Here is a 19,369-nt window from a genome sequence, read left to right on the forward strand (position 1 = left end):
CCTGCAATTGACCAGGCCAGAACAGTCACCAGTTGCACATGCTCACTGTCTGCTGGCGCTCTTGCCAAGACGGAACCAGCCTTTTCCGGGTTAGATAACGGAATAGCCGTCAATCGGGATGAGTCACCTGCTGGTCCAGTTCTTCAAGGTCGCCAAGATTGCTCAGCATCAGCGCAAGGGGCCGCAGGTGTTCGACATGCAGGCAGACGACCATCACCGTGATGGTCAGCGGCACCGCCAGGATTGCACCTGCAATTCCCCATATCCAACCCCACAGCAGCAGCGAAATCAGCACGACAAGAGAGGACAGCGAGACCTGCCTGCCCTGCACCCGCGGATCGACATAGTTGCCCATCACCTGCTCGATGACCAGAATCCCGGCTGCGACGACGACCGCCGTGCCGGGATCCTTCTGCACCACGGCGTAGAGGATCGGCGGGACCCCGGCGATGATCGAACCAAGCGTAGGCACATAGTTGAGGGCGAACGCCAGAAGACCCCAGACCACAAGCAGGTCCACCCCCAGAAACCACAGCCAACCGACGTAAAGGGCTGCCGTGATGACCCCGAGGATCGTGCGCGCGATGAGATAGCGCCGCAGCAGGGCAGAGATGACCGCGATCGCATCCACGGCCGCGTTGCGGGTGGAGGCGTGCAGGACGCTGTCGATCTTTCGGCGCCACTCCGGCGCCTCGACGAGCATGATGAGCGTCAGAAAGATCACGAGCAAGGTGGCAACCAACGTTGCACTGGCCGCGCCCAGGATCTTCGTGGCGATCCCGGATGCCCAGGACCCCAGTTCCTCGACAGCGGCGCCTTTTGAAAGGATCTGGACAATCCGGTCGTAAAGGTCCTGAAGATCTTGGGGGTGCGAGCCAGCGGAAGAGCGTCCGGGCTCCTGCGCGGCGGAGGCGGACATGGCTGTCGCCGAGGCATCCGCGGGGGAATTTCCCAGAATGCTTCGAAACTCCTGTCCGAACTGGGGCAGCAGGCTGCCACCAGCGCCTGGTGAAGGAAAGCGTTCGACAAGCTGTTGTGCCGCCATCCAGATCATGCCGACAAGCACCAGCAGGAAAACAAGGATCGCGCCCATTGCGGCGACATGGCCGACCCAGGTGAACCTGGGGGGCATCCGTTCCGCGACGCGCCGGTCCAGGGGCGCCACCAGCAGGGCGAGGAGAAAGGAAAACGCGACGGGAACCATGAAGGCAGCCGTTACATGCAGTGCCCAGCCCACCAGGATCACCGCAATGACGACCAAGGGCGGCCGGAAAGACGCGCGGGAAGCCTGCCGGGATGTCCTGGGGGTCTTCATCTTGCGTCTTTCCTGAGGGTCATTGCCGACAAGGTTGTCAGCCGCGGGCGCATCCGGCACAGGAGTCCTTCTTGTCCTGCCTTTCCTCCGCCGGAACCGACCGCCCCGGCAGAAGGATGGGCCAAGCGCGGATCAGTTTTCGGCCACTTCTCCGGCGGCGGCACGCGTGCCAAGTTCAAGCTGCCGTATCGCGCTTTCGACTGCCACGGGATCCCACATGTTCGGCGTGGCCGGCTGTGCCTGCGTTGCCATGAAGCCTTCCTCGGCAGGCTCTCCCGCCTTGGAGGCAGCGCCGGTGCTTTCGTTGCCCGAGGGCGCGGCCTGGGCCGCCAAACCTTCTGCAGATCCCGATGGCGCGGGCAGAGGCGCGGCAAGTGCGAGCAGGTTCCCCGCAGGTCCGACGATCATGTAAAGGACAGAGTCGGTCGCGGATGTCCCCTTCAGGACGCTGGACCCCGTCACCTCCTCGACGTCGCGCATTCCGACCTTTTCGGCCTCGTTCTTGGCGGCCTCGCTGCCGGTTTCCTGCGGCTGCTGCGCCCACAAGGGCGTGGCTGCCAGGGCCAGACCAAGCGCCGCGGCAATGCCCGTGCTGCTTCTTTTCAAATTCTCCGTCATCATGAGGGTTCTCCTGCAATCGGATTACTGGATCCACCGGCCACCTGCCTTGGGTGGTTTGCCCGGCATCAAGCCGGACGGGCGGTCGAGGCAGGGCGGGCCTCGAGGCCTGCCCTGCGCAGCGGACGGTCAAACGTCCCAGAAGCCTTCGTCGCCCAGATCGTCGCCGATGGCTCCGAACTCCGGCTCCTCGATCACGCCGCTGTTGTCCCGGTCGTAGGAATCGAACACGCCGGCATTGTATTCGTCCTCGCTCAGCGCGCCGTCATCGTCTTCGTCCCAGGCGTCGAAGGCAGTTTCGTTCTCGCCGAAGGCGGAACTCCAGCCGTTGCCGAATTCGTCCTGGTTCAACGCGCCGTCGCCGTCGCTGTCCCATTCGGTCATGTCCTGGGCCAATGCCGGGGTTGCGGTCAGGGCTGCAAGGATGGCGCCAATTCCGGCGATCTTTTTCAGTTCCAAGGTCATGTTGTCCTCCAAATCATCGTTCAGGCGGTGTCTGCCGCCGCTTGCTTGACCGACTGCGCCGCATGATCTTCCGATCCCGGCGCAGCCCGGGCCGTCGTTCAGACGTCCCAGAGGCCTTCGTCGCCCATGTCATCGCCGATATCGGCAAGCTCGGGTTCTTCGATCAGGCCGTCGTCGTCGTCGTCATACCGGGCGAAGATCCCTTCGCTCAGCTCCTCCTTGGTGACGCCGCCATCGGCCGTCGTGTCGAATTCGCCAAAGGTGCCCCAGGTCTGGAAGCCGGTCTGGAATTCGTTGCTGAGGATGATCCCGTCGCCGTCGATGTCCCAGGCCTCGAAGCCGATCACGTCCTCGGCCGGCTCTGCCTCGGCATCGGCCTCCGCGGTCACGTCCGGGTGGTGGAAGTGCCAGAAACCGCCATCGCCGAAGTCACGTTCGAAGGCCCCGTATTCGGCTTCTTCGATCGCATCGGTCGAATCCGCGTCATAGCGGCTGTAGATCCCGCCACCAAATTCGGTTTCCGAAAGGACGCCGTCGCCATCTTCGTCCCAGCCGGCAAAGTCCACCCGCTCAAGGAAGCCTTCGCTGAATTCCTCGACGCTCAGGGTGCCGTCCGTATCCGCGTCCCAGGCGTCGTATTCCCAGGCAGCCTGGGCAAAGGCTGGCGCGGTGAACAGAAACAAGGCCAGAAGGCCGGTTCCGGGCAGTTTGATGCGATTCATCATGATCTTTTCTCCAATTTGCTTGAATGCAGTGTGTCAGGGGTTTCCCGACGCGGTTCAGTTCCCGGTCTGGGCACCGCTGGTCCCGTCTTCCGGGGTGGCCGGATCGGCCGGGGCGTCTGCGTCCTGGCTGGCGCCGCCAGCCTGATCCGCATTCGCCTGGTCCGCAGCCGCGCCCTCGGGCGGCTGGCCCGTGGCAGAGGCAGCGCCGCCCGTGTCCTGCTGTCCTGAACGCGGCTTTCCGTCGGGGCCATAGAACGTGATGTCCGCCCCGGTCAGCAGGGACGCCTCGATGTCCTTCACGGCCAGGCGGCGCAGGCTTTCCTCGATCTGCGACCGCACCTGGTCCAGCGGCGGCACATCGTCGGACGTGACCGCCTGCAAGGCCGCATGGGCCTGTTCGACGGCAGCCGGTGTCACGCGATCCTGCAATTCGCGCCGCAGCCAGACCTGCACAAGGGCGCTCTTCTCGGCGGCTTGCGTGGCCTGCGACACCAGCGACTGGACCTCGGGATCCTGTGCCAGGTTTTCGGACCGTGCCTTCTGCACGATGGCTTCGCGCAGCAGCAACTGCTGAAGCGCAAGCGAGGCCACGATCTCGGGCGGCTGGGCGCTGAGGGGCGGCGGAAGCGCGCCGATCGCCGTCAGCAGATCGGAATTGCGTATCTCTGCCCCGCCGATGGTTGCCAGCAGCGCGTTGTCGATGGCGGCCGGGGAAGACTGCCCTTCGGCATCCTGAGCCGGTTCCTCCATGGGCTGCGCCTGCCCGGCGCCTGCCGTGTCTGCCTCTGCAGCAGGGGTTTCCTGGGCCAGGGCGGCGCCCGCCCACAAGGGAATGCCCAGCATTGCTGCAGCGGCGGAATTGATCAGTCTGGTTCTGGCACAAGCGGTGAAAGCCATGTCCATCTCCTTTCGGCTTTGGTCTGCAAGACGTGCGGCCCCGCCCTGGGGAAAGCCGAAGCCGCACCGGCACGATGGCCGCACCCCCAACCTTAAGCGATGGGGGCAAGCCGGATTCGGGTCATGTTTGTCGAGGCTGTGACAGCATGTGACAGGCAGAGCCGCCGACACATCTTGACGCCATCTGCCGCCGAAAAACCGATGGCAGAGCAACTTGGGTCACAGTTGACCAGCAGGGAACGAATCAACGGGAACGCCGCGCCGCGCCTGGGCGGCGGGGAATGTTCGCGCCCGCCGACTGCGGACCGGAGCCGGGCCGGTCACAGGGGAAGGACAAGCTGGGCGCAAAGCCCCCCCTGGCTGCGATTGCTCAACCGCACCTCGCCGCCGTGATCCTCGGCGATGGCTTGCGCGATGCTCAACCCAAGCCCGATCCCCCCCGAACCGGCGGATCGGGCCTTGTCGCCGCGATTGAAGGGCAGGAACACCCCTTCAAGCTCGGACGCGGGAATGCCGGGTCCGCGATCCTCGACCGAAATGATGACGGCATGGGGGGTGGCTTGGATGCTCACGCGGGCCTTCTGACCGTATTTGAGGGCATTCTCGATCAGGTTCGTCACCGCCCGCTTGATGCCCACGCGCTTGCAGGACAGGATGACCCCGGACGCGCAGTCGCAATCGATCATGGCGCCGCTGTCCGACAGATCGTCGCAGATGCTGGCGACCAGGGCGCCAAGGTCGATGCGGCTCTTGACCTCGGCATCGTCCGTTGTCCGGGCGTAATGGAGGAAGGTGCCGATGATGGCGTCGATGTCGTCAAGCGCCCGCAGGTTCTTGTCGCGCTCGGGAGAGGCAGGCATCATCTCGGTCCGCAGCCTGATCTGGGTGACGGGCGTTCGCAGATCATGGGAAATGGCCGCCAGGAATTCCGTCCTGCCGCGGATGAGGCGTATCAGGCGGCGCTGCATCTTGTTGAAGGCCGTTGCCGCCAGGACCACCTCGCTTGGGCCGGAAACAGGAAGCGGCGCCGAGAACAGGTTGCGTCCCAGCCGCTCGGACGCCTCGGACAGACGGGCAAGCGGCTGTGTGACCCGCCTGACCAGCCAGAACGCGACCAGGGCGATGGCGATCGCGCTCGAGATGATGTTGGCAAGGAAAAGACTGGGAAGGGACACCCGTTGCGGGCCAAGAAGGCCGATGAAGTTGATCCATTGCCGGTCGTCGTGCCGCATCGAGATGGTCAGCGCGGACCCCTTGTCGGGATCGTTGCGGGCATAGGCGGGCGATCCCGCGCGCCCCGACGGATCGAATGGCGGGGGCGTGATCGGGTATTCCTCGGCTTCGATGAAGCGGACGCGCAGGTCGCCTTCGGCGATGCGGGGCACCTGGGTCCGCAGATAGGCCGCGATGTCGCGTTCCGTCCTGGTCGGTTCCGGCACGACCACGGCGGGTTTGTCCGACAGCCAGACGCGCAGGTTCCGGCTGTCCGAGAAGGATATGATGCTGTCGTGCCAGTCCGCAGGCACTTCATGCAGAAGGCGGCTGATGTCGGCGGCCCGTTCGGCCCGGTCCACGGCCTCGGTCACTGCAAGCGTATCGCGCCGGTCGAGGGCATAGAAAAGCAGGCCGGCTGCATGGGACAGGATGAAGCTGGCGACGATGATCGCAGCCGTGCGGAACCGCATGCTGGCGTAGAAGGCCATCAGGTCACGTCCGGCGTGAACAGATAGCCGTCGCCCCAGATCGTCTTGATGATGCGCGGCTCTCGCGGGTCGTCGCCCAGCTTGCGGCGCAGCCGGCTGACCTGGATGTCGATGCTGCGGTCCGAAATGATCGCCGAACGGCCATGGGTGGCGTCCAGAAGCTTCTCTCGCGACAGCACGACCTGCGGCCAGGTGAGAAAGGCGATCAGCAGTTCGTATTCCGCGCTGCTGAGCAGGACGACGATCTCGTCGGTGGAGATCAGTTCCCGCTTGCCGGTATCAAGGCGCCATCCGTCGAAGGAAACGAACCTGGAGGCCGGTTCCGTGGAAGCGGGCCTTTGGCTGTTGCTCCGGCGCAGCACGGCCTTGATGCGGGCCAGCAGTTCGCGCCCGTGAAAGGGCTTGGGCAGATAATCGTCGGCCCCCATCTCGAGGCCAAGGACGCGATCGAAGTCATCCCCTTTCGCGGTCAGCATGATGATCGGGGTCATGACGCCGGTCGCCCGCAGCTCTCGGCAGAAGGTCAGGCCGTCCTTGCCGGGCAGCATCAGATCCAGGACCATGAGGTCCACCGCGTTCCGTTCAAGCATCCGTTGAGCGGACCGGACATCCGAGGCCTGACTGGCCTGATAGCCGTCGGCCGCGATGACCTGTGACACCAGATCGCGGATTTCGGGATCATCATCGACAATCAGAATATGATGATCAGACATTTCCCTGCGCCTTTGTTGGTGGACGTCGCTTGCTATCGCCCAAGTATGCCCCGGGCGCCTGCGGAACGCAGGGAAAAGTGGTGACAGAATGTGTCCGCAAGCGCGGCCTGTCACAAACTGGCACAGCTTGGAAAAAATCGCCGCGCATCTTTGCGGGATTATGCCTTAGACAGGTCTGGTGATTTCAGAGCGGCCCTTATGGGAAATGCAGGCGTCCGGTGGCCAGAGGCGGTTGCCGGGGGTATCAGATGAAGGGAACGATGATGCAGTCTACCTTGCAAGGGCGGCTTGTCGCCTGGATCTGCGCGGCGATCCTGATTGTCGCCAATGTGGCAGGCTATGCCTTCGACCTTTATGCCATGGCCTGGTGGTTCGACCGCGTCCTCCATGCCGCCACGATCTTTGCTTTGACCCTGTGGCTGGCGCTGATCATCTGCGCGCCGGCATTCCGGCCGGGCCAGCCTCTGCTTGCCGCAGTCCTGATCGCCGGCCTGGGCGTGGCGATCGGCGCCTGGTGGGAGGTGGCCGAGTGGTTCTATGACATGCTGGCGCCCCAGAATGTCATCAAGGGCAAGGACGACACCGTGATCGACATCATCATGGATACGTTCGGCGCCGGTCTTGCCGCGGCACTGGCCCTGCGGTTCATGCGGCCGGACGGGACCACCCGGCCGGTATCGGCGGGCTGACCCGCAACTGCCCCTGGCGTGCCTCATTCGGGGTCGTTTCGGTCCGGCACGCCCCTTTCGGCGAAATAGGCCGCAAGCGCCCGGATCTGCACATCGGTCAGGGCATCAGCCGCCTCGTGCATCAGCACCGCACGGGCGCCGCCCCCGCGGCGGCCGTCCCGCCACAGGAACAGCTGCTGTTCAAGATAGGCCCGCACCTGACCGTCAAGCGAGGGAATGAGCGGATTGCGGTTGCCGGGACCGTGGCAGGACAGGCAGGCGGGAATGTCGATGGACCCGGTGCGGGCGATGGCCTCTGCATCGGCGGCGGGGGCCTGACCGTTTTCGTCCCGGGGTGCCGGAGGCAGGTCGGACAGGTCGGCCGCCAAGCGGGCATCCGCCGCCGGGTCCACCTGGCTGATGGCATGGGCCATGATGCCGCTGGGCCGGGCGCCCGTGCGATAGGCCCGCAGGGCGGTGGCGATGTATTCGGGCGACAGGATGTCCAGCCGGGGTGCCCGGACCGTGCCCTGGCGCCCATGGCAGCCCGCGCAATAACCCTGCGGCGACGGTTCGGTCAGGGTGGCATAATCGGCGGGGCCGAGGCCGCGCTTGACTGCCGAGAGGAAGGCAACGACGGCCCAGACCTCGTCCCCCCGCCCTTCGGCGGGCCAGGCGGGCATCCCGGACATCTTGACGCCCTGTTCGACGATCCAGTGCATCTCGGCCGGCTGCCAGTTCGCCGTGGCCCGTTCGATCTGCGGCGGCGGTGGCACCATGGCCCTGACGGTGGCGCCGGCCACCTGGCCGGGGCTGGCATGGCACATCCGGCAGGCGCTGTCGAAATGCCGGGCGCCGAGTTCGATCAACGCCGGGTCCTCCAGATCATCCGGGACCGCCTTTGGCGGAGGGGCACGCAGTTCGACTGCGTTTTCAAAGGTCGTGTGCAAGACCCAGCCGGTGATGGCCCAGTGCCCCGACTTGGCCGACGTGTTGTAAAGGCCCAGGAACACCACCGCCGCCCCGGCCAAGGCGGCGATCCCTGCTGCGGCAGCCAGGGTGACGGCGATGACGCGCAGACGGCTCATGACGCCGCCTCGCGCAGGGACAAGGCCCGCGCCGCAAGCGCGACCCCCGCCGCCAGATAGACGGGCGTGCCGATGGCCAGCATCAGCATTCCCCCGACCGCCTGCGCGTCCAATGCGGGGACCGTGCCGCAGAAGTCGGCATAAAGATCGCGTGGCGCCAGCGTCAGCAGGGCCCCCAGCAGGGTCATGTGCATCGAGGTCAGCAGCAGGCCCCCTGCCCCCGCAAGCGCCAGTCCAGGATCGTCCTCCATGGCGCCGCGCAGGCAACTGCCCCAGACGCACAGCCCGGCCAGCAGGAAGCTGGCCTGTTCCGCTGCAAAACCCGCGGGCAGCCGATAGGCCAGGCCATGCGCGACAGGCAGGTGCCAAGCCCAGACAAGCGCGAATTCCAGCGCAGCCGCCATGAGCGGCGGGATCGCAAGCCACCGGCCAAGCGCCGGGAAGCCCAGGACCAGCAGCGGGGCGGCCAAGGCCACCAGCACCATATGCCGGATCATGTGCAGGGGAAAGCGCGGGCCGTCAGGCAGCGGCAGCAGCCAGATTGCCGACAAAAGCAGAATGCCGCCAAGCGCATATGGCCACCGTGTCGTCATAGGCAGCTTCCGATGAACAGCGCCGGCATGGCGACATAGACGACGCCCACGAACGAGATGACCGACAGCAACAGCGCGGCATGTCCCAGAAAGCGATGGGAACCCTCGACATGATCGTCATGGTCGTGGGGCGCCCATTGCCGATAGGATCGCCAGCCCTGCCAGGCGATGGCCAGAAGCGCCAGCACCGTCAGCCCCGCGATGGACAGGCGCAGGAAGGCGATGCCCCCCGGCGTGCCGAATTTCGCGCACCACACGGCCGCGCCGGCGTAGCAAAACAGGAAATGGAAGGCCCAGATCGTCGGCGCCAGGGCGATGCGGAACAGGCTTCCGGTGGCGCCGCGGAACTCGTCCTGGTCCTGGCGGTGGCTGATCCCGGTCACGCGGTCCCCCTTCATAGCAGCCTCGGCGCAAGGCCGATGACGGCGGCGGTGACAAGCACCGTCAGCACATGAAAGTGCCAGAACAGCGAGACGTTCCACAGATCGGCGTCGTGGTCGGGGTCGATCTTGCCGAAGACCAGCCCGGCCAGGCAATAGCCCTGCATGAGCACCCCCACCAGCACATGCGCGCCCGTCCAGATCACCAGGGCGCAGATCACCGCCGGATAGACATGGCTGGTGGGAGACAGGTCCAGGACCGACAGGACCAGAAGCCCGCCGCCCGCCAAGGCGGCCAAGGGCGCCGCGACCAGGGCGGCCCGCGCGCCCGTGACGCTGCCCCGGCGGTTCAGGCGCCGTGCCGCCATCGTCATCGCCCATGAGACGGTCAGCAGCAGCGTGGACAGCAGCACCAGCATTCCATCGGCATGGTCCGCCCCCGCTGGGGGGAAATCGGTGCCGGCCGTCCAGTAGAAGAAAAAGCCGAAGACGATCGAGGCAAAGGCCGTCGCGTCCCCCAGCATGGTGATCCACATGGCCCACCACCCGACCGACTGCGGCCCGGCCGCATAGGTGGGCAGCCGCAGCCCCAGCCCCGCGTCCTTCATTTCCTTGTCGGGGATCCGCGCGGTCGAGGTCCACAGCCAGTAGATGATGCAGGCCACACCCAGCAGACCCGAGATTGCCCCCGCGACATACAGATGGAATGTCGGAAGGATGAAGCAGCCGCCGATGAAGACGGCAGCGGCCAGGGTGATCCAGGCATCGCCGGTGACGCGTTGGACCTGCACGGGCTGGCCGTCGATGACGCTGGTCACCAGCGTCTCGCGGTGTCCTTCGGGCGCGTCGGGCAGGTAGTATCGCCCCTCGGCCATGCGCTCGACCAGCCTGGGCTGATCCCACAGCGGATAGCGCGAGGTGATGAACGGGATCGAACGCACGCCCCAGTCCTCGTCCGACAGGGTCGCGCTCCATTCCAGGGTGCCGGCCTTCCAGGGGTTCGGATCTTGCAGGCGGGGTTTTCCAGGGCGCAGCAGGTCCCAGGCAAAGACCAGAAAGCCCGCCGCGATGATGAAGGCCCCCACGGACGACACCAGGTTCAGCATGTTCCATCCCAGGTCCGGCTGATAGGTGAAGACCCGGCGCGGCATTCCCAGAAGCCCGGTCAGGTGCATCGGCAGGAAGGTCAGGTTGAAGCCGCCGAAGATCAGCCAGAAGGCCCAGCGGCCCAGCCGCACCGACAACTGGCGCCTGGTGAAGAAGGGAAAGAAGTAATAGACCCCCGCCATCACCGGCAGGACCATCCCCCCGAACAGCGTGTAATGCAGATGCGCCACGATGAAATAGGTGTCGTGCACCTGCCAGTCGAAGGGCGCGATGGCCAGCATGATCCCGGTCAGCCCGCCCGCGGTGAAGATCGCAAGGCCCCCCGCGATCCACAGCAGCGGCAGGCTTTTCTGCACGCGTCCGACCATCAGCGTGACAAGGAACACGAACAGCTGGATGCCGGTGGGGATCACCACCGCCTCGGACGCGGCGGAAAAGAAGGCCAGCGAGATCATCGGCAGGCCGGTGGTGAACATGTGGTGGACCCACAAACCGAAGGACAGGAACCCCGTCCCCACCGCCGACAGCACGATCCAGGAATAGCCCACGATCGGACGCTGGGCCATGGTCGGCACGATCATGGCCGCAATCGCAACCGAGGGCAGGAACACGATATAGACCTCGGGGTGGCCGAAGATCCAGAACAGGTGCTGCCAGAAGATAGGATCGCCCCCGCGCGCCGGATCGAAGAAGGGCCAGTCAAGCGCGCGCTCAAGCTCGAACAGCAGGTCGCCGGCGATCAGCGGGGGAAAGGCGAACAGGATCATCCCGCCCACGACCAGCACATACCAGGCGTAAAGCGGCATGGTGTTGATCCGCATCCCCGGCGGACGGCATTTCAGCACGCCCACGATCAGCTCGACCGCCGCGGCGATGGATGCGATCTCGATGAAGGACAGGCCCAGCAGCCAGATGTCCGATCCGACGCCCGGATCCTCGGTCGCAAGGGGCGGATACATGAACCAGCCGGACTTGGGCGCCGCGTCGAACAGCACCGATCCAAGAACGAACACGCCGCCGATCAGAAAGGACCAGTAGCCGAAGGCCGACAGGCGCGGAAAGGGCATGTCGCGCGCGCCCAGGAAGGCCGGAAGGATCAGGATCGCCATCGCCTCGAACAGGGGCACGGCGAACAGGAACATCATCGCCGAGCCGTGCATGGTGAAGAACTGGTTGAAGCGGTCGGCGTCCAGGAACTGCATTCCCGGAAAGGCCAGCTGCACGCGCATCAGCAGCGCCAGGACCCCGGCCGACAGCATGAAGGCAAAGCAGGTCAGCGAATACCACTTGCCGACCTCGGAATTGTTGACCGTCATTAGATAGCGGATGCCGGTCTTGGTCTTCCACACCCGCCGCAGCCGGTCTTCCTGGGCGTCCCGGACATCCTGGGGCACCGGCTCGGCCAGCATCGCCTCGGTCGGGGGATAGATGCCCTGGGGGGTGCGGTCGATCATTCGAGGCTCTCCAGATACGCGGCCAGGGCGGCAAGTTCCTCGGCGTCCAGCCAGTCATAGGGGGGCATGGCGACCTGGGGCTTGATGTCGCGGGTATGGGCGATCCAGCGCATCAGGTCGTCGCGCTCGACCTCCATGATGCCTGCCGCCAGCGAATGGCGCGATGCCAGATGGGTCAGGTCGGGACCGACGCTGCCCGTGAACTCGGTGCCCCGGATGGCATGGCAGGCGCCGCAGCCCTCGTCGCGGAAGATGTCCTGCCCCCGCACCTGCATCGGCGTCTGCGGCCGGGATGCGGGCGCGGCTTCGTGCGCAAGCCATGCGTCGAAGTCGTCCGGGGCCATCACCACCGACTCGAATGCCATCATGGCATGGGACGCGCCGCAGAACTCGGCGCATTGGCCGCGATAGAAGCCTTCCAGGTCTGGATGCAGCGTCAGCACAGTCTCGCGGCCGGGGATCATGTCCATCTTGCCACCCAGCGAGGGGATCCAGAGAGAGTGGATATAGGTGCGTGCCGTCAGGCGCAGCTCGGTGCGGCTGCCGGCGGGAAACCGGATCTCGTTGGCCGAGACGATCGGGGCATCTGCCCCCGGCGGCCAGTATTCGACGCGCCACCACCATTCCTCTCCGGTGACGCGGATGACCAGCCCGTCGCCCGGCGCGCGCTGCGAGGGCATGATCGACAGGCCCCAAGCCAACAGGCTGCCGACGACGACCGTGGGCAGGATCACGCCCGCCCCGATGATGATCCTGTTGCCGTGCCGCAGCGAGAACTGCTGCTGGTTGACCCGCGTGAAATAGAAGAACAGCCCGTTCAAGGCGAGCCAAAGCACAACTGCGCCCACAAGCATCACGACAAAAAGCAGGTAAAGCTGCGCGGCATCCTGCCCGCCGGGCCGAAGCGCGGATTGCGGCCCATCGCAGCCGCCCAGCAACAAGGGCAGGGCGACAGGGTGCAACGCCCGGATCCTGCGACAGATGCTCATGCAGCGGTGGTCCTTCGATGACTTCGGCCCATGCGGGTTAAAGCAATCGCAAAGTTGTGAGGTTCCGTGATGTCGCAGGATCTTTGCCGCCGGTTGATGTAATCCGCCTGTTCAAACTGTTGTGGCGCCAGGCCAGACGGACAGGCGTCCCCTCGTTCTGTCCGGCCCAGGCTGATCCTGCGGGCGGCCGCTCACTTGGGCCGGGCAAGGCGACCAGTTGATCGGCCCCTGGGGCTTGATGATGGAATTCCGCCTGCCGGGAAGACCACATACTGGCGGCCTTTGCAGCCATGGACCGCCGGGTCTGACACCGCAGGCCGCATCGACCTGGCCCTCCGGGCTTTGCCGGAACAACGATCCATGCTGTGGCGCTTACCGGCACTGTCTGCAGAACCCTGTCGAGAAGCTGGGTCTGCATTTGCCGATCCTGACCTGACCTTGCCCGGCATTACCTCCCGGCGGGAGGCCAGGTGCGAGCGCCCGCCGCGGCAAGAGCAAGTGGTATTCCTCGACCGTCAGGATGCTGCTGCACAGGGCGGAAAAGAGGGGGATGACATCCTGACCGTTGCGTGGCTTGAAGACCGGAACACAGGCGTTACAGGGTCGGCAGACTTTCTATCACGGTCCTGCCCCGCCAGTCCGCTTGGCGCAGGTAGCACCCAGTCACACTATCTCTTCAAAGGAGATTGCCATGACTGTTAAATCTTCGATTCCGTGCAGGACCTTCAGAAACTCCAGGAGCTTCTTGAAAAAACGGCTTTACCTGCCTGGGCGCCAGCCAGACGACAAGCTGCAGATGATGAACATCAAGGGTGGCGGCCCGTCATCATCCTTCATCACGATGTCAGCGGTTGATGCCGTCTGGCAAGAGCTTCGTCAGGAGCGCAGCCAGTGGCTGACAGAGGATGCCTAACTCCATCGGCCACCTCGTGGCTGAACGGGATTATGGAACAGACACAAGATTGCAGGAAGTTCTTTCCGCAGCGGAAAGGACTTCCCTCTGCCGTTCTTATGCGCCTGAGTTTCCCCGTGAAAAAGTGATCATCTCGGGTGAACTATCGCCCAACAGGCAGGTCCGCCCTTCTCATCACATATTCGGGTAATTCGGCCCGTCGCCGCCCTGGGGGGTTGTCCAGACGATGTTCTGGGAGGGGTCCTTGATGTCGCAGGTCTTGCAGTGGACGCAGTTCTGGAAGTTGATCACGAAGCGCGGGCCTGACGCGTCCTCGACCACCTCATAGACGCCGGCCGGGCAATAGCGCTGCGCGGGCTCGGCATATTCGGGCAGGTTCACGCGGATCGGGACCGTGGGGTCCTTCAGCCTCAGGTGGCAGGGCTGGCTTTCCTCGTGGTTGGTGAAGGAAAACGCCACGTTGGTCAGCCGGTCGAAGGACAGCTTGCCGTCGGGTTTCGGATAGTCGATCGGCTTGAACTGCGCAGCCTTGCCGGTGGCCTCGGCATCCGTCTTGCCGTGCTTCCACCCGCCCAGGAGGTTGCGGCCCGTCAGCCCCGCGCCCCACATGTCCATGCCGCCCAGCACCAAGGACGGCCACAGGCCGTAGCGCGACCAGGCGGGCTTGACGTTGCGCACCTTCCTCAGGTCCTGGCCGATGGCGCCCGTCCGCACCGCGGTGTCATAGTCGGTCAGCCGGTCGCCCGCGCGCCCCGCCGCGATGGCCGCCGCAGCCGCTTCCGCCGCCTCGATCCCCGAGATCATCGCGTTGTGGTTGCCCTTGATGCGCGGCACATTGACCATGCCCGCCGAGCAGCCCAGAAGCACCCCGCCGTTGAAGGACAGTTCCGGCAGCGACTGCCAGCCCCCTTCGCTGATCGCGCGCGCGCCGTAGCTGATGCGCTTGCCGCCTTCCAGCAGTTCGGCCACCATCGGGTGGTGCTTGAAGCGCTGGAACTCCATGTAGGGATAGAGATACGGGTTCTCGTAGTTCAGGTGCACCACGAAGCCCACCATCACCAGGTTGTCCTCGTAGTGATAGATGAAGCTGCCGCCGCCGGCGTTCTTGCCCAGGGGCCAGCCCATCGTGTGCACCACGCGGCCCTTCTGGAACTTCTCGGGGGCGACCTCCCAGATCTCCTTCATGCCGAGGCCGTATTTCTGCGGCTCGTGGCCTTCGGACAGGCCCAGGCGGTTGATGATCTGCTTGGCCAGAGACCCGCGCACGCCCTCGCCGATGAAGACATACTTGCCGTGCAGTTCCATGCCGGGTTCATAGTTCGGGCCGGGGGTGCCGTCGGACTGCAGCCCCATCTCGCCCGCGACCACGCCCTTCACGCGGTCGGAACCATCTTCGTTCCTGGCCCAGACGACCTGGCTGGCGGCCATGCCGGGAAAGATCTCGACGCCCAGTGCCTCGGCCTGTTCGGCCAGCCAGCGGCAGACGCTGCCCATCGAAACGATGTAGTTGCCGTGATTGTTCATCAGCCGCGGCATCGGCCAGTTGGGCACGCGGACTTGGCCCGCCTCGCCCAGGACATAGAAGTTGTCGTCCACGACCTCGGTGCGCACGGGGGCGCCGCGGTCCTTCCAGTCGGGGATCAGCCGGTTCAGCCCGATGGGATCCAGAACCGCCCCCGACAGGATATGCGCGCCGACCTCGGACCCCTTTTCCAGAACCACCACCGACAGGTCCGGGTCGATCTGCTTGCACCGGATCGCCGCCGACAAACCCGACGGACCCGCCCCCACGATCACAACGTCATACTCCATCGACTCGCGTGCAGGCTGCGTGATGTCGGTCATGGCGCGCTCCTCCCAAGGCTGGCTTGCTGTTCATGTAGCGTTTCCGCCGCATCGCGGCAATGCTGACGCGACGGCCGAAATCTGCCACTTTCGGCGCGGGCGGGCTTGCAAAGGCGCGGCGATTCAGGTCACGGTGCCGACAACTGGGACGCGCCCCTGCCATCCGAATGGCGGGGGCGTTGCCTTAGGATTTGGACGAAACCGCATCCCGCAAAGGACAGGGCAGCGATGGACAAGATTCCGATGACCCGCAGCGGCTATGCCGCGCTGGAACGCGAACTGGGCGAGCTGAAGTCGAAGGAGCGCCCCGCGATCATCCGTCAGATCGCCGAGGCCCGCGAACATGGCGACCTGTCGGAAAACGCCGAATACCACGCCGCCCGCGAAAAGCAGGGCTTCATCGAAGGCCGCATCAAGGAACTGGAATCCATCCTGTCGCGGGCCGAACAGATCGACCCGGCAAAGCTGTCGGGATCCATCAAGTTCGGCGCCATCGTCCATCTGGTCGATGAAGACACCGACGAGGAGCGCACCTATCAGATCGTCGGCGAGGCCGAGGCGAACATCGAAAGCGGGCTTCTGAACATCCGATCCCCCCTGGCCCGTGCCCTGATCGGCAAGGATGTCGGCGACAGCGTCGAGGTCGCGACCCCCGGCGGTCAGCGCAGCTATGAAATCCTGGCGATCCGGTTCGAATAAGCCGATGTCGCTGGTTGCACGCATCGCCACCCTGACCCGGCGGGACGCCCTGACAGCCACCGGCATCGCCCTGAGCGCCGCCTGGCTGTTCCTGGTCGCGCTGTTCTGGCTGCTGGCGCCCGAGAGCGAGGCGGCCGAGGGCGGCATCGCCCGCCTGGCCACCGTCATGGGCACGATCCTGCCGCTGGCGCTGATCTGGCTGGCAATCGGCATGGCCCGCGCCCTGGCCGTCCTGCGCGCCGAAGCCGAGGATCTGCGCCTGCGCCTGACGCAGTTGCGCGACATGGCCGCGACCAGGGGCGCCCCGCCGCCCCGTCCCACCCCCGAGGCGATGATCGCCGAAGATGCGGACCCGCAGCCCCGCGCGCCCGTGGCCCCTCGCCCCGCGCCTCGTCCGGTCGTCGAGCAGCGCCAGCAGGCGACGCGGCTGGACAGCACCCCTCCGGTCGATGTCGATGGGGAAACCCTGATCCGTGCGCTGAACTTTCCCGACGGCGCCGATGATGCACCCGCCATCGCCGCGCTGCGGCTGGCCCTACAGGATCCCGAACACGCCCGCGTGCTGCGGGCCGCGCAGGATGTGGTCACGCTGCTGGCAGGGCAGGATCTGTATATGGACGACCTGCCGCCCGATCCGGCCCCCGTTGCCGTCTGGCGGCGCTTTGCCCAAGGCGAACGCGGCAGCGCCGTCGCCCCCCTGGGCGGCATCCATGATCCCGTCGCGCTGGACATCACGTCCAGCCTGCTGGATCGGGACGAAATCTTCCGCGACACGGCCCATCACTTCCTGCGCCATTTCGACGCCATGCTGACGCGCCATCTGCCGCAGATGGACGATGCACAGGTCGCCGTCTTGGCGGAAACACGGTCAGCCCGCGCCTTCATGCTGCTGGGCCGCATTGCCGGGACGTTCGGCTGATCAGACTGGCCGGTGCAGGATCGCCACCGGCCCCGACCAGGGCCAGCCAAAGAAGCCACGGCCGATTTCCACAAAGCCGGTCGCTGCGTAGAAGGCCATGGCGACGGTGTTCCGCACCTCGACCTCGGCCCGCAGGCCGGGACGGCCCGCATGGCGGGCAACTTGGGCAGCCCGGTCCAAAAGTGCGCGACCAATGCCCAGCCGGCGGTCATCGACCACGATCCCGTCGATCACCAGATCGGCAGTGGGCGGGGCCATGCGGTACAGAACCCGCGCCAGCCAGGGCTGATCCGCCAGAAACCCGCCCCTGTGGTCGCGAATCCCCGCAACCCCGCCCAGGCGTCCATTCGCCCCGATCGCCGCTATGCCGTGACAAGGGCGCAGCCTGGGCTGCCTTGCCCCCAGCGGAGGCGCGAAGGCCCTGGCCCACAGAAGCGCCGCATCGGCAAGATGCCGGTCGGGAATGGGACTTGCGATCTGCACCCGGCCTTGCCTTATCCTTGCGCGTCGTGCAACGAAGGTGCCGCGCTCCGGTCCCATGCGAAAGCCCCATGTCAGCCACATCTGATCCCCGCCCCGATAGTCGGCGGCCCCTTGCCGAAGACGGCGCCATGCGCACCGCGCGGGAAAGCTTCTGGCGGGGCGCGGTCCAGTCGCTGCCCTTCCTTATCGTGATGATCCCCTTTTCGGCCCTGTTCGGCATTGTCGCGACCGAGGCGGGGCTGGACGTGGCGCAGGTCCTGGGCTTTTCCGTGCTGGTCCTTGCCGGCGCGTCGCAGTTCACGGCCGTGCAGCTTTTGTCCGACAACGCTTCCGTTGTTATCGTGATCCTGTCCTGCCTGGCGGTGAACCTGCGCATGGCGATGTATTCGGCATCACTCGTGCCTTGGCTGCGAGGGGCGACGGGCGGGCAAAGGGCCTGGCTGGCCTATGCCCTGGTGGATCAAAGCTATGCCCTGTCGATCCAGGAATACGAAAGGCATCCCCGCCTGGGAATGCCGCAGCGGCTGGCCTTCTTCCTGGGCGTGGCCGTCGTGGTCTGCATTCCCTGGATGATCGGATCCTGGCTGGGCGCGACCCTGGGGCGTGCGATCCCGGACGACATCGCCCTGGATTTCGCCATGCCGATCACGTTCCTTGCGATGATCGCGCCGATGCTGCGCACGCCTGCGCATCTGGCGGCCTGCTTTGTCGCCGTGGCGGGGTCGCTGCTGCTGGCAGGGCTGCCGTCCGGCCTTGGCCTGCTGATCGCCGCGCCTGTGGGAATGGCCGTCGGGGCGATCGTGGAAACCAGGACAGCACGAAGGGCGCAGGCATGAACAGCGGCGTATCCGACCTGACCGTCTGGCTGGTGATCGTGGTGCTGGGCATCGGCACCTTCCTGATCCGCTGGTCCTTCCTGGGGGCGCTTGGCGACCGGGACATGCCGTCCTGGGTGCTGCGGATGCTGCGCTATACTCCGGTGGCGGTGCTGCCCGCGCTGGTCGCGCCGCTGGTCGTCTGGCCCGCCGCGACGGGGGGCCAGCTTGATCCGGCGCGAATGGCCGCAGCCGCGGTGACCGTGGCGGTCGGCCTTTGGACAAAGAACATGATCAGCGCCATCCTGGCGGGCGCGATCACGCTCTTTGGCCTGCTTTACATGTTGTAGCCGACGATCCGGCCGTCCTTCTGGCGCAGCAGCACGTCGTGGTTGTTGGCCGGATCGCCGTCCATGTGGCGCTTGGACTGGACGTTCGGCAGGGTCAGGAACCAGTTCCGCAACCTGATCGGGCTGAATCCCGTCGGCGCGTTCTCGAACCCCGGCACGCGGCGCAGGGCCTGCCCGCTGTTCACCGCGCAATAGCTTTTGGGCGACGCGCCCTGCTGCTCGACCGCACGGATGGCGGCATCGGCCACCTCGCGGCTGACGAAGACCGTATCCTCGGCCACCCAATAGGTGCTGCGGGCATGGTAATCGAGATAGAAGTTCTTGAAGTTGTCGGTGATCCCGTAAAGCACGTCGTTGCGTTCCGGGATGCGGGGATGTTCCCAGCTTCCCGCCGGGTCATAGATCACCCGCTGACTGCCGTTGATCATCAGCCCGGAATGCCCCCCTTCGCCGCGCGGGATGCCGATGACCGTCAGCAGCGTGATCGAGGGTGGCTCGTCGGACACGAAGCGTGCGGCCCGCAGTTCCTCGTCGGTGGCCCAGATGCTTTGGGCGCCGCAGGCGGCAAGGGCGGCGGGCAAGGCCGCAGCCAGGAAAACGCGTCTTTTCATGGGAAATCCGGTCCGGCGA

21 protein-coding genes are annotated in these 19,369 nt (G+C 65.7%); 6 read left to right on the top strand and 15 right to left on the bottom strand.

All coding sequences use genetic code 11. The features are described 5' to 3' along the window. Positions 1-109: 109 nt before the first annotated feature. From RAH32_RS07235 to RAH32_RS07265, 7 genes are all read right to left on the bottom strand, one after another. Positions 110-1,315 (bottom strand): AI-2E family transporter, encoded by a 1,206-nt coding sequence (locus RAH32_RS07235; protein ID WP_306606627.1) that lies wholly within the window; start codon positions 1,313-1,315, stop codon positions 110-112. A gap of 132 nt (positions 1,316-1,447) precedes the next feature. Further along, entirely contained in the window at positions 1,448-1,936 is a 489-nt protein-coding gene (locus tag RAH32_RS07240; protein ID WP_306606628.1) for a hypothetical protein, read from the bottom strand. Between the two features lie 126 nt (positions 1,937-2,062). Continuing rightward, complete coding sequence (locus tag RAH32_RS07245; RefSeq protein ID WP_306606629.1) at positions 2,063-2,398, bottom strand: penta-EF hand family protein; 336 nt, start codon at positions 2,396-2,398, stop codon at positions 2,063-2,065. 98 nt (positions 2,399-2,496) lie between these two features. Then, positions 2,497-3,123: a hypothetical protein gene (locus RAH32_RS07250; protein WP_306606631.1), complete on the bottom strand. Its 627-nt coding sequence runs from the start codon at positions 3,121-3,123 to the stop codon at positions 2,497-2,499. A gap of 54 nt (positions 3,124-3,177) precedes the next feature. Next, positions 3,178-4,020: a hypothetical protein gene (locus RAH32_RS07255; protein ID WP_306606632.1), complete on the bottom strand. Its 843-nt coding sequence runs from the start codon at positions 4,018-4,020 to the stop codon at positions 3,178-3,180. Between the two features lie 320 nt (positions 4,021-4,340). Beyond that, positions 4,341-5,723: an ATP-binding protein gene (locus RAH32_RS07260; protein ID WP_306606634.1), complete on the bottom strand. Its 1,383-nt coding sequence runs from the start codon at positions 5,721-5,723 to the stop codon at positions 4,341-4,343. Next, a complete protein-coding gene (locus RAH32_RS07265; RefSeq protein WP_306606636.1) occupies positions 5,723-6,436 on the bottom strand; it encodes a response regulator in 714 nt (237 codons plus the stop codon). The genes RAH32_RS07260 and RAH32_RS07265 overlap by 1 nt, the downstream gene beginning before the upstream one ends. Before the next feature lie 260 nt (positions 6,437-6,696). On the opposite strand from RAH32_RS07265, the gene RAH32_RS07270 reads away from it, so the two are divergent. Continuing rightward, positions 6,697-7,125: a DUF2238 domain-containing protein gene (locus RAH32_RS07270; RefSeq protein WP_306606638.1), complete on the top strand. Its 429-nt coding sequence runs from the start codon at positions 6,697-6,699 to the stop codon at positions 7,123-7,125. 23 nt (positions 7,126-7,148) lie between these two features. Here RAH32_RS07270 and RAH32_RS07275 read toward each other — a convergent pair whose 3' ends face one another. The 5 genes from RAH32_RS07275 to RAH32_RS07295 are packed head-to-tail and all read right to left on the bottom strand — an operon-like array spanning position 7,149 to position 12,715. Continuing rightward, positions 7,149-8,192, bottom strand: coding sequence for a c-type cytochrome (locus RAH32_RS07275; protein ID WP_306606640.1), 1,044 nt, complete (start codon positions 8,190-8,192; stop codon positions 7,149-7,151). Further along, complete coding sequence (locus RAH32_RS07280; RefSeq protein ID WP_306606642.1) at positions 8,189-8,785, bottom strand: cytochrome c oxidase assembly protein; 597 nt, start codon at positions 8,783-8,785, stop codon at positions 8,189-8,191. Before RAH32_RS07280 ends, RAH32_RS07275 begins: the two co-directional genes overlap by 4 nt. Beyond that, positions 8,782-9,168: a hypothetical protein gene (locus tag RAH32_RS07285; RefSeq protein ID WP_306606644.1), complete on the bottom strand. Its 387-nt coding sequence runs from the start codon at positions 9,166-9,168 to the stop codon at positions 8,782-8,784. Before RAH32_RS07285 ends, RAH32_RS07280 begins: the two co-directional genes overlap by 4 nt. 11 nt (positions 9,169-9,179) lie before the next feature. Beyond that, positions 9,180-11,726, bottom strand: a complete 2,547-nt coding sequence (locus RAH32_RS07290; protein ID WP_306606646.1) for a cbb3-type cytochrome c oxidase subunit I — start codon at positions 11,724-11,726, stop codon at positions 9,180-9,182. Beyond that, positions 11,723-12,715: a cytochrome c oxidase subunit II gene (locus RAH32_RS07295; RefSeq protein ID WP_306606648.1), complete on the bottom strand. Its 993-nt coding sequence runs from the start codon at positions 12,713-12,715 to the stop codon at positions 11,723-11,725. Before RAH32_RS07295 ends, RAH32_RS07290 begins: the two co-directional genes overlap by 4 nt. Positions 12,716-13,460: 745 nt before the next feature. Here RAH32_RS07295 and RAH32_RS07300 point away from each other — a divergent pair. Then, positions 13,461-13,628: a hypothetical protein gene (locus RAH32_RS07300; RefSeq protein ID WP_306606650.1), complete on the top strand. Its 168-nt coding sequence runs from the start codon at positions 13,461-13,463 to the stop codon at positions 13,626-13,628. Between the two features lie 174 nt (positions 13,629-13,802). On the opposite strand, the gene RAH32_RS07305 is transcribed toward RAH32_RS07300, so the two are convergent. Beyond that, entirely contained in the window at positions 13,803-15,473 is a 1,671-nt protein-coding gene (locus tag RAH32_RS07305) for an electron transfer flavoprotein-ubiquinone oxidoreductase (RefSeq protein WP_373429682.1), read from the bottom strand. Between the two features lie 228 nt (positions 15,474-15,701). On the opposite strand from RAH32_RS07305, the gene greA reads away from it, so the two are divergent. Continuing rightward, positions 15,702-16,172, top strand: a complete 471-nt coding sequence (gene greA / locus RAH32_RS07310; protein WP_306606651.1) for a transcription elongation factor GreA — start codon at positions 15,702-15,704, stop codon at positions 16,170-16,172. A 4-nt stretch (positions 16,173-16,176) separates the two neighbouring features. Then, positions 16,177-17,091, top strand: coding sequence for a hypothetical protein (locus RAH32_RS07315; RefSeq protein WP_306606653.1), 915 nt, complete (start codon positions 16,177-16,179; stop codon positions 17,089-17,091). On the opposite strand, the gene RAH32_RS07320 is transcribed toward RAH32_RS07315, so the two are convergent. Beyond that, a complete protein-coding gene (locus tag RAH32_RS07320) occupies positions 17,092-17,574 on the bottom strand; it encodes a GNAT family N-acetyltransferase (RefSeq protein ID WP_306606655.1) in 483 nt (160 codons plus the stop codon). Positions 17,575-17,702: 128 nt separating this feature from the next. Here RAH32_RS07320 and RAH32_RS07325 point away from each other — a divergent pair, with 128 nt between their 5' ends. Both RAH32_RS07325 and RAH32_RS07330 read left to right on the top strand, forming a co-directional pair. Then, positions 17,703-18,410, top strand: coding sequence for an AzlC family ABC transporter permease (locus tag RAH32_RS07325; protein WP_306606657.1), 708 nt, complete (start codon positions 17,703-17,705; stop codon positions 18,408-18,410). Beyond that, positions 18,407-18,739 carry an AzlD domain-containing protein gene (locus tag RAH32_RS07330; protein ID WP_306606659.1) on the top strand — a complete coding sequence of 111 codons (333 nt, stop codon included), beginning with the start codon at positions 18,407-18,409 and terminating at the stop codon, positions 18,737-18,739. The genes RAH32_RS07325 and RAH32_RS07330 overlap by 4 nt, the downstream gene beginning before the upstream one ends. Here RAH32_RS07330 and RAH32_RS07335 read toward each other — a convergent pair. After that, positions 18,727-19,350 carry a hypothetical protein gene (locus RAH32_RS07335; protein WP_306606661.1) on the bottom strand — a complete coding sequence of 208 codons (624 nt, stop codon included), beginning with the start codon at positions 19,348-19,350 and terminating at the stop codon, positions 18,727-18,729. The two genes, RAH32_RS07330 and RAH32_RS07335, sit on opposite strands and share 13 nt — an antisense overlap. Positions 19,351-19,369: the final 19 nt, after the last annotated feature.

The sequence above is a fragment of the Paracoccus yibinensis genome (assembly GCF_030846195.1).
Lineage (GTDB): Bacteria > Pseudomonadota > Alphaproteobacteria > Rhodobacterales > Rhodobacteraceae > Paracoccus > Paracoccus yibinensis.

Coding starts and splice junctions, on each gene's coding strand:
- RAH32_RS07235 (WP_306606627.1), bottom strand. CDS start 1,315: ATGAAGACCCCCAGGACATCCCGGCAGGCTTCCCGCGCGTCTTTCCGG.
- RAH32_RS07240 (WP_306606628.1), bottom strand. CDS start 1,936: ATGATGACGGAGAATTTGAAAAGAAGCAGCACGGGCATTGCCGCGGCG.
- RAH32_RS07245 (WP_306606629.1), bottom strand. CDS start 2,398: ATGACCTTGGAACTGAAAAAGATCGCCGGAATTGGCGCCATCCTTGCA.
- RAH32_RS07250 (WP_306606631.1), bottom strand. CDS start 3,123: ATGATGAATCGCATCAAACTGCCCGGAACCGGCCTTCTGGCCTTGTTT.
- RAH32_RS07255 (WP_306606632.1), bottom strand. CDS start 4,020: ATGGCTTTCACCGCTTGTGCCAGAACCAGACTGATCAATTCCGCCGCT.
- RAH32_RS07260 (WP_306606634.1), bottom strand. CDS start 5,723: ATGGCCTTCTACGCCAGCATGCGGTTCCGCACGGCTGCGATCATCGTC.
- RAH32_RS07265 (WP_306606636.1), bottom strand. CDS start 6,436: ATGTCTGATCATCATATTCTGATTGTCGATGATGATCCCGAAATCCGC.
- RAH32_RS07270 (WP_306606638.1), top strand. CDS start 6,697: ATGATGCAGTCTACCTTGCAAGGGCGGCTTGTCGCCTGGATCTGCGCG.
- RAH32_RS07275 (WP_306606640.1), bottom strand. CDS start 8,192: ATGAGCCGTCTGCGCGTCATCGCCGTCACCCTGGCTGCCGCAGCAGGG.
- RAH32_RS07280 (WP_306606642.1), bottom strand. CDS start 8,785: ATGACGACACGGTGGCCATATGCGCTTGGCGGCATTCTGCTTTTGTCG.
- RAH32_RS07290 (WP_306606646.1), bottom strand. CDS start 11,726: ATGATCGACCGCACCCCCCAGGGCATCTATCCCCCGACCGAGGCGATG.
- RAH32_RS07295 (WP_306606648.1), bottom strand. CDS start 12,715: ATGAGCATCTGTCGCAGGATCCGGGCGTTGCACCCTGTCGCCCTGCCC.
- RAH32_RS07305 (WP_373429682.1), bottom strand. CDS start 15,473: ATGACCGACATCACGCAGCCTGCACGCGAGTCGATGGAGTATGACGTT.
- greA (WP_306606651.1), top strand. CDS start 15,702: ATGGACAAGATTCCGATGACCCGCAGCGGCTATGCCGCGCTGGAACGC.
- RAH32_RS07315 (WP_306606653.1), top strand. CDS start 16,177: ATGTCGCTGGTTGCACGCATCGCCACCCTGACCCGGCGGGACGCCCTG.
- RAH32_RS07325 (WP_306606657.1), top strand. CDS start 17,703: ATGCGCACCGCGCGGGAAAGCTTCTGGCGGGGCGCGGTCCAGTCGCTG.
- RAH32_RS07330 (WP_306606659.1), top strand. CDS start 18,407: ATGAACAGCGGCGTATCCGACCTGACCGTCTGGCTGGTGATCGTGGTG.
- RAH32_RS07335 (WP_306606661.1), bottom strand. CDS start 19,350: ATGAAAAGACGCGTTTTCCTGGCTGCGGCCTTGCCCGCCGCCCTTGCC.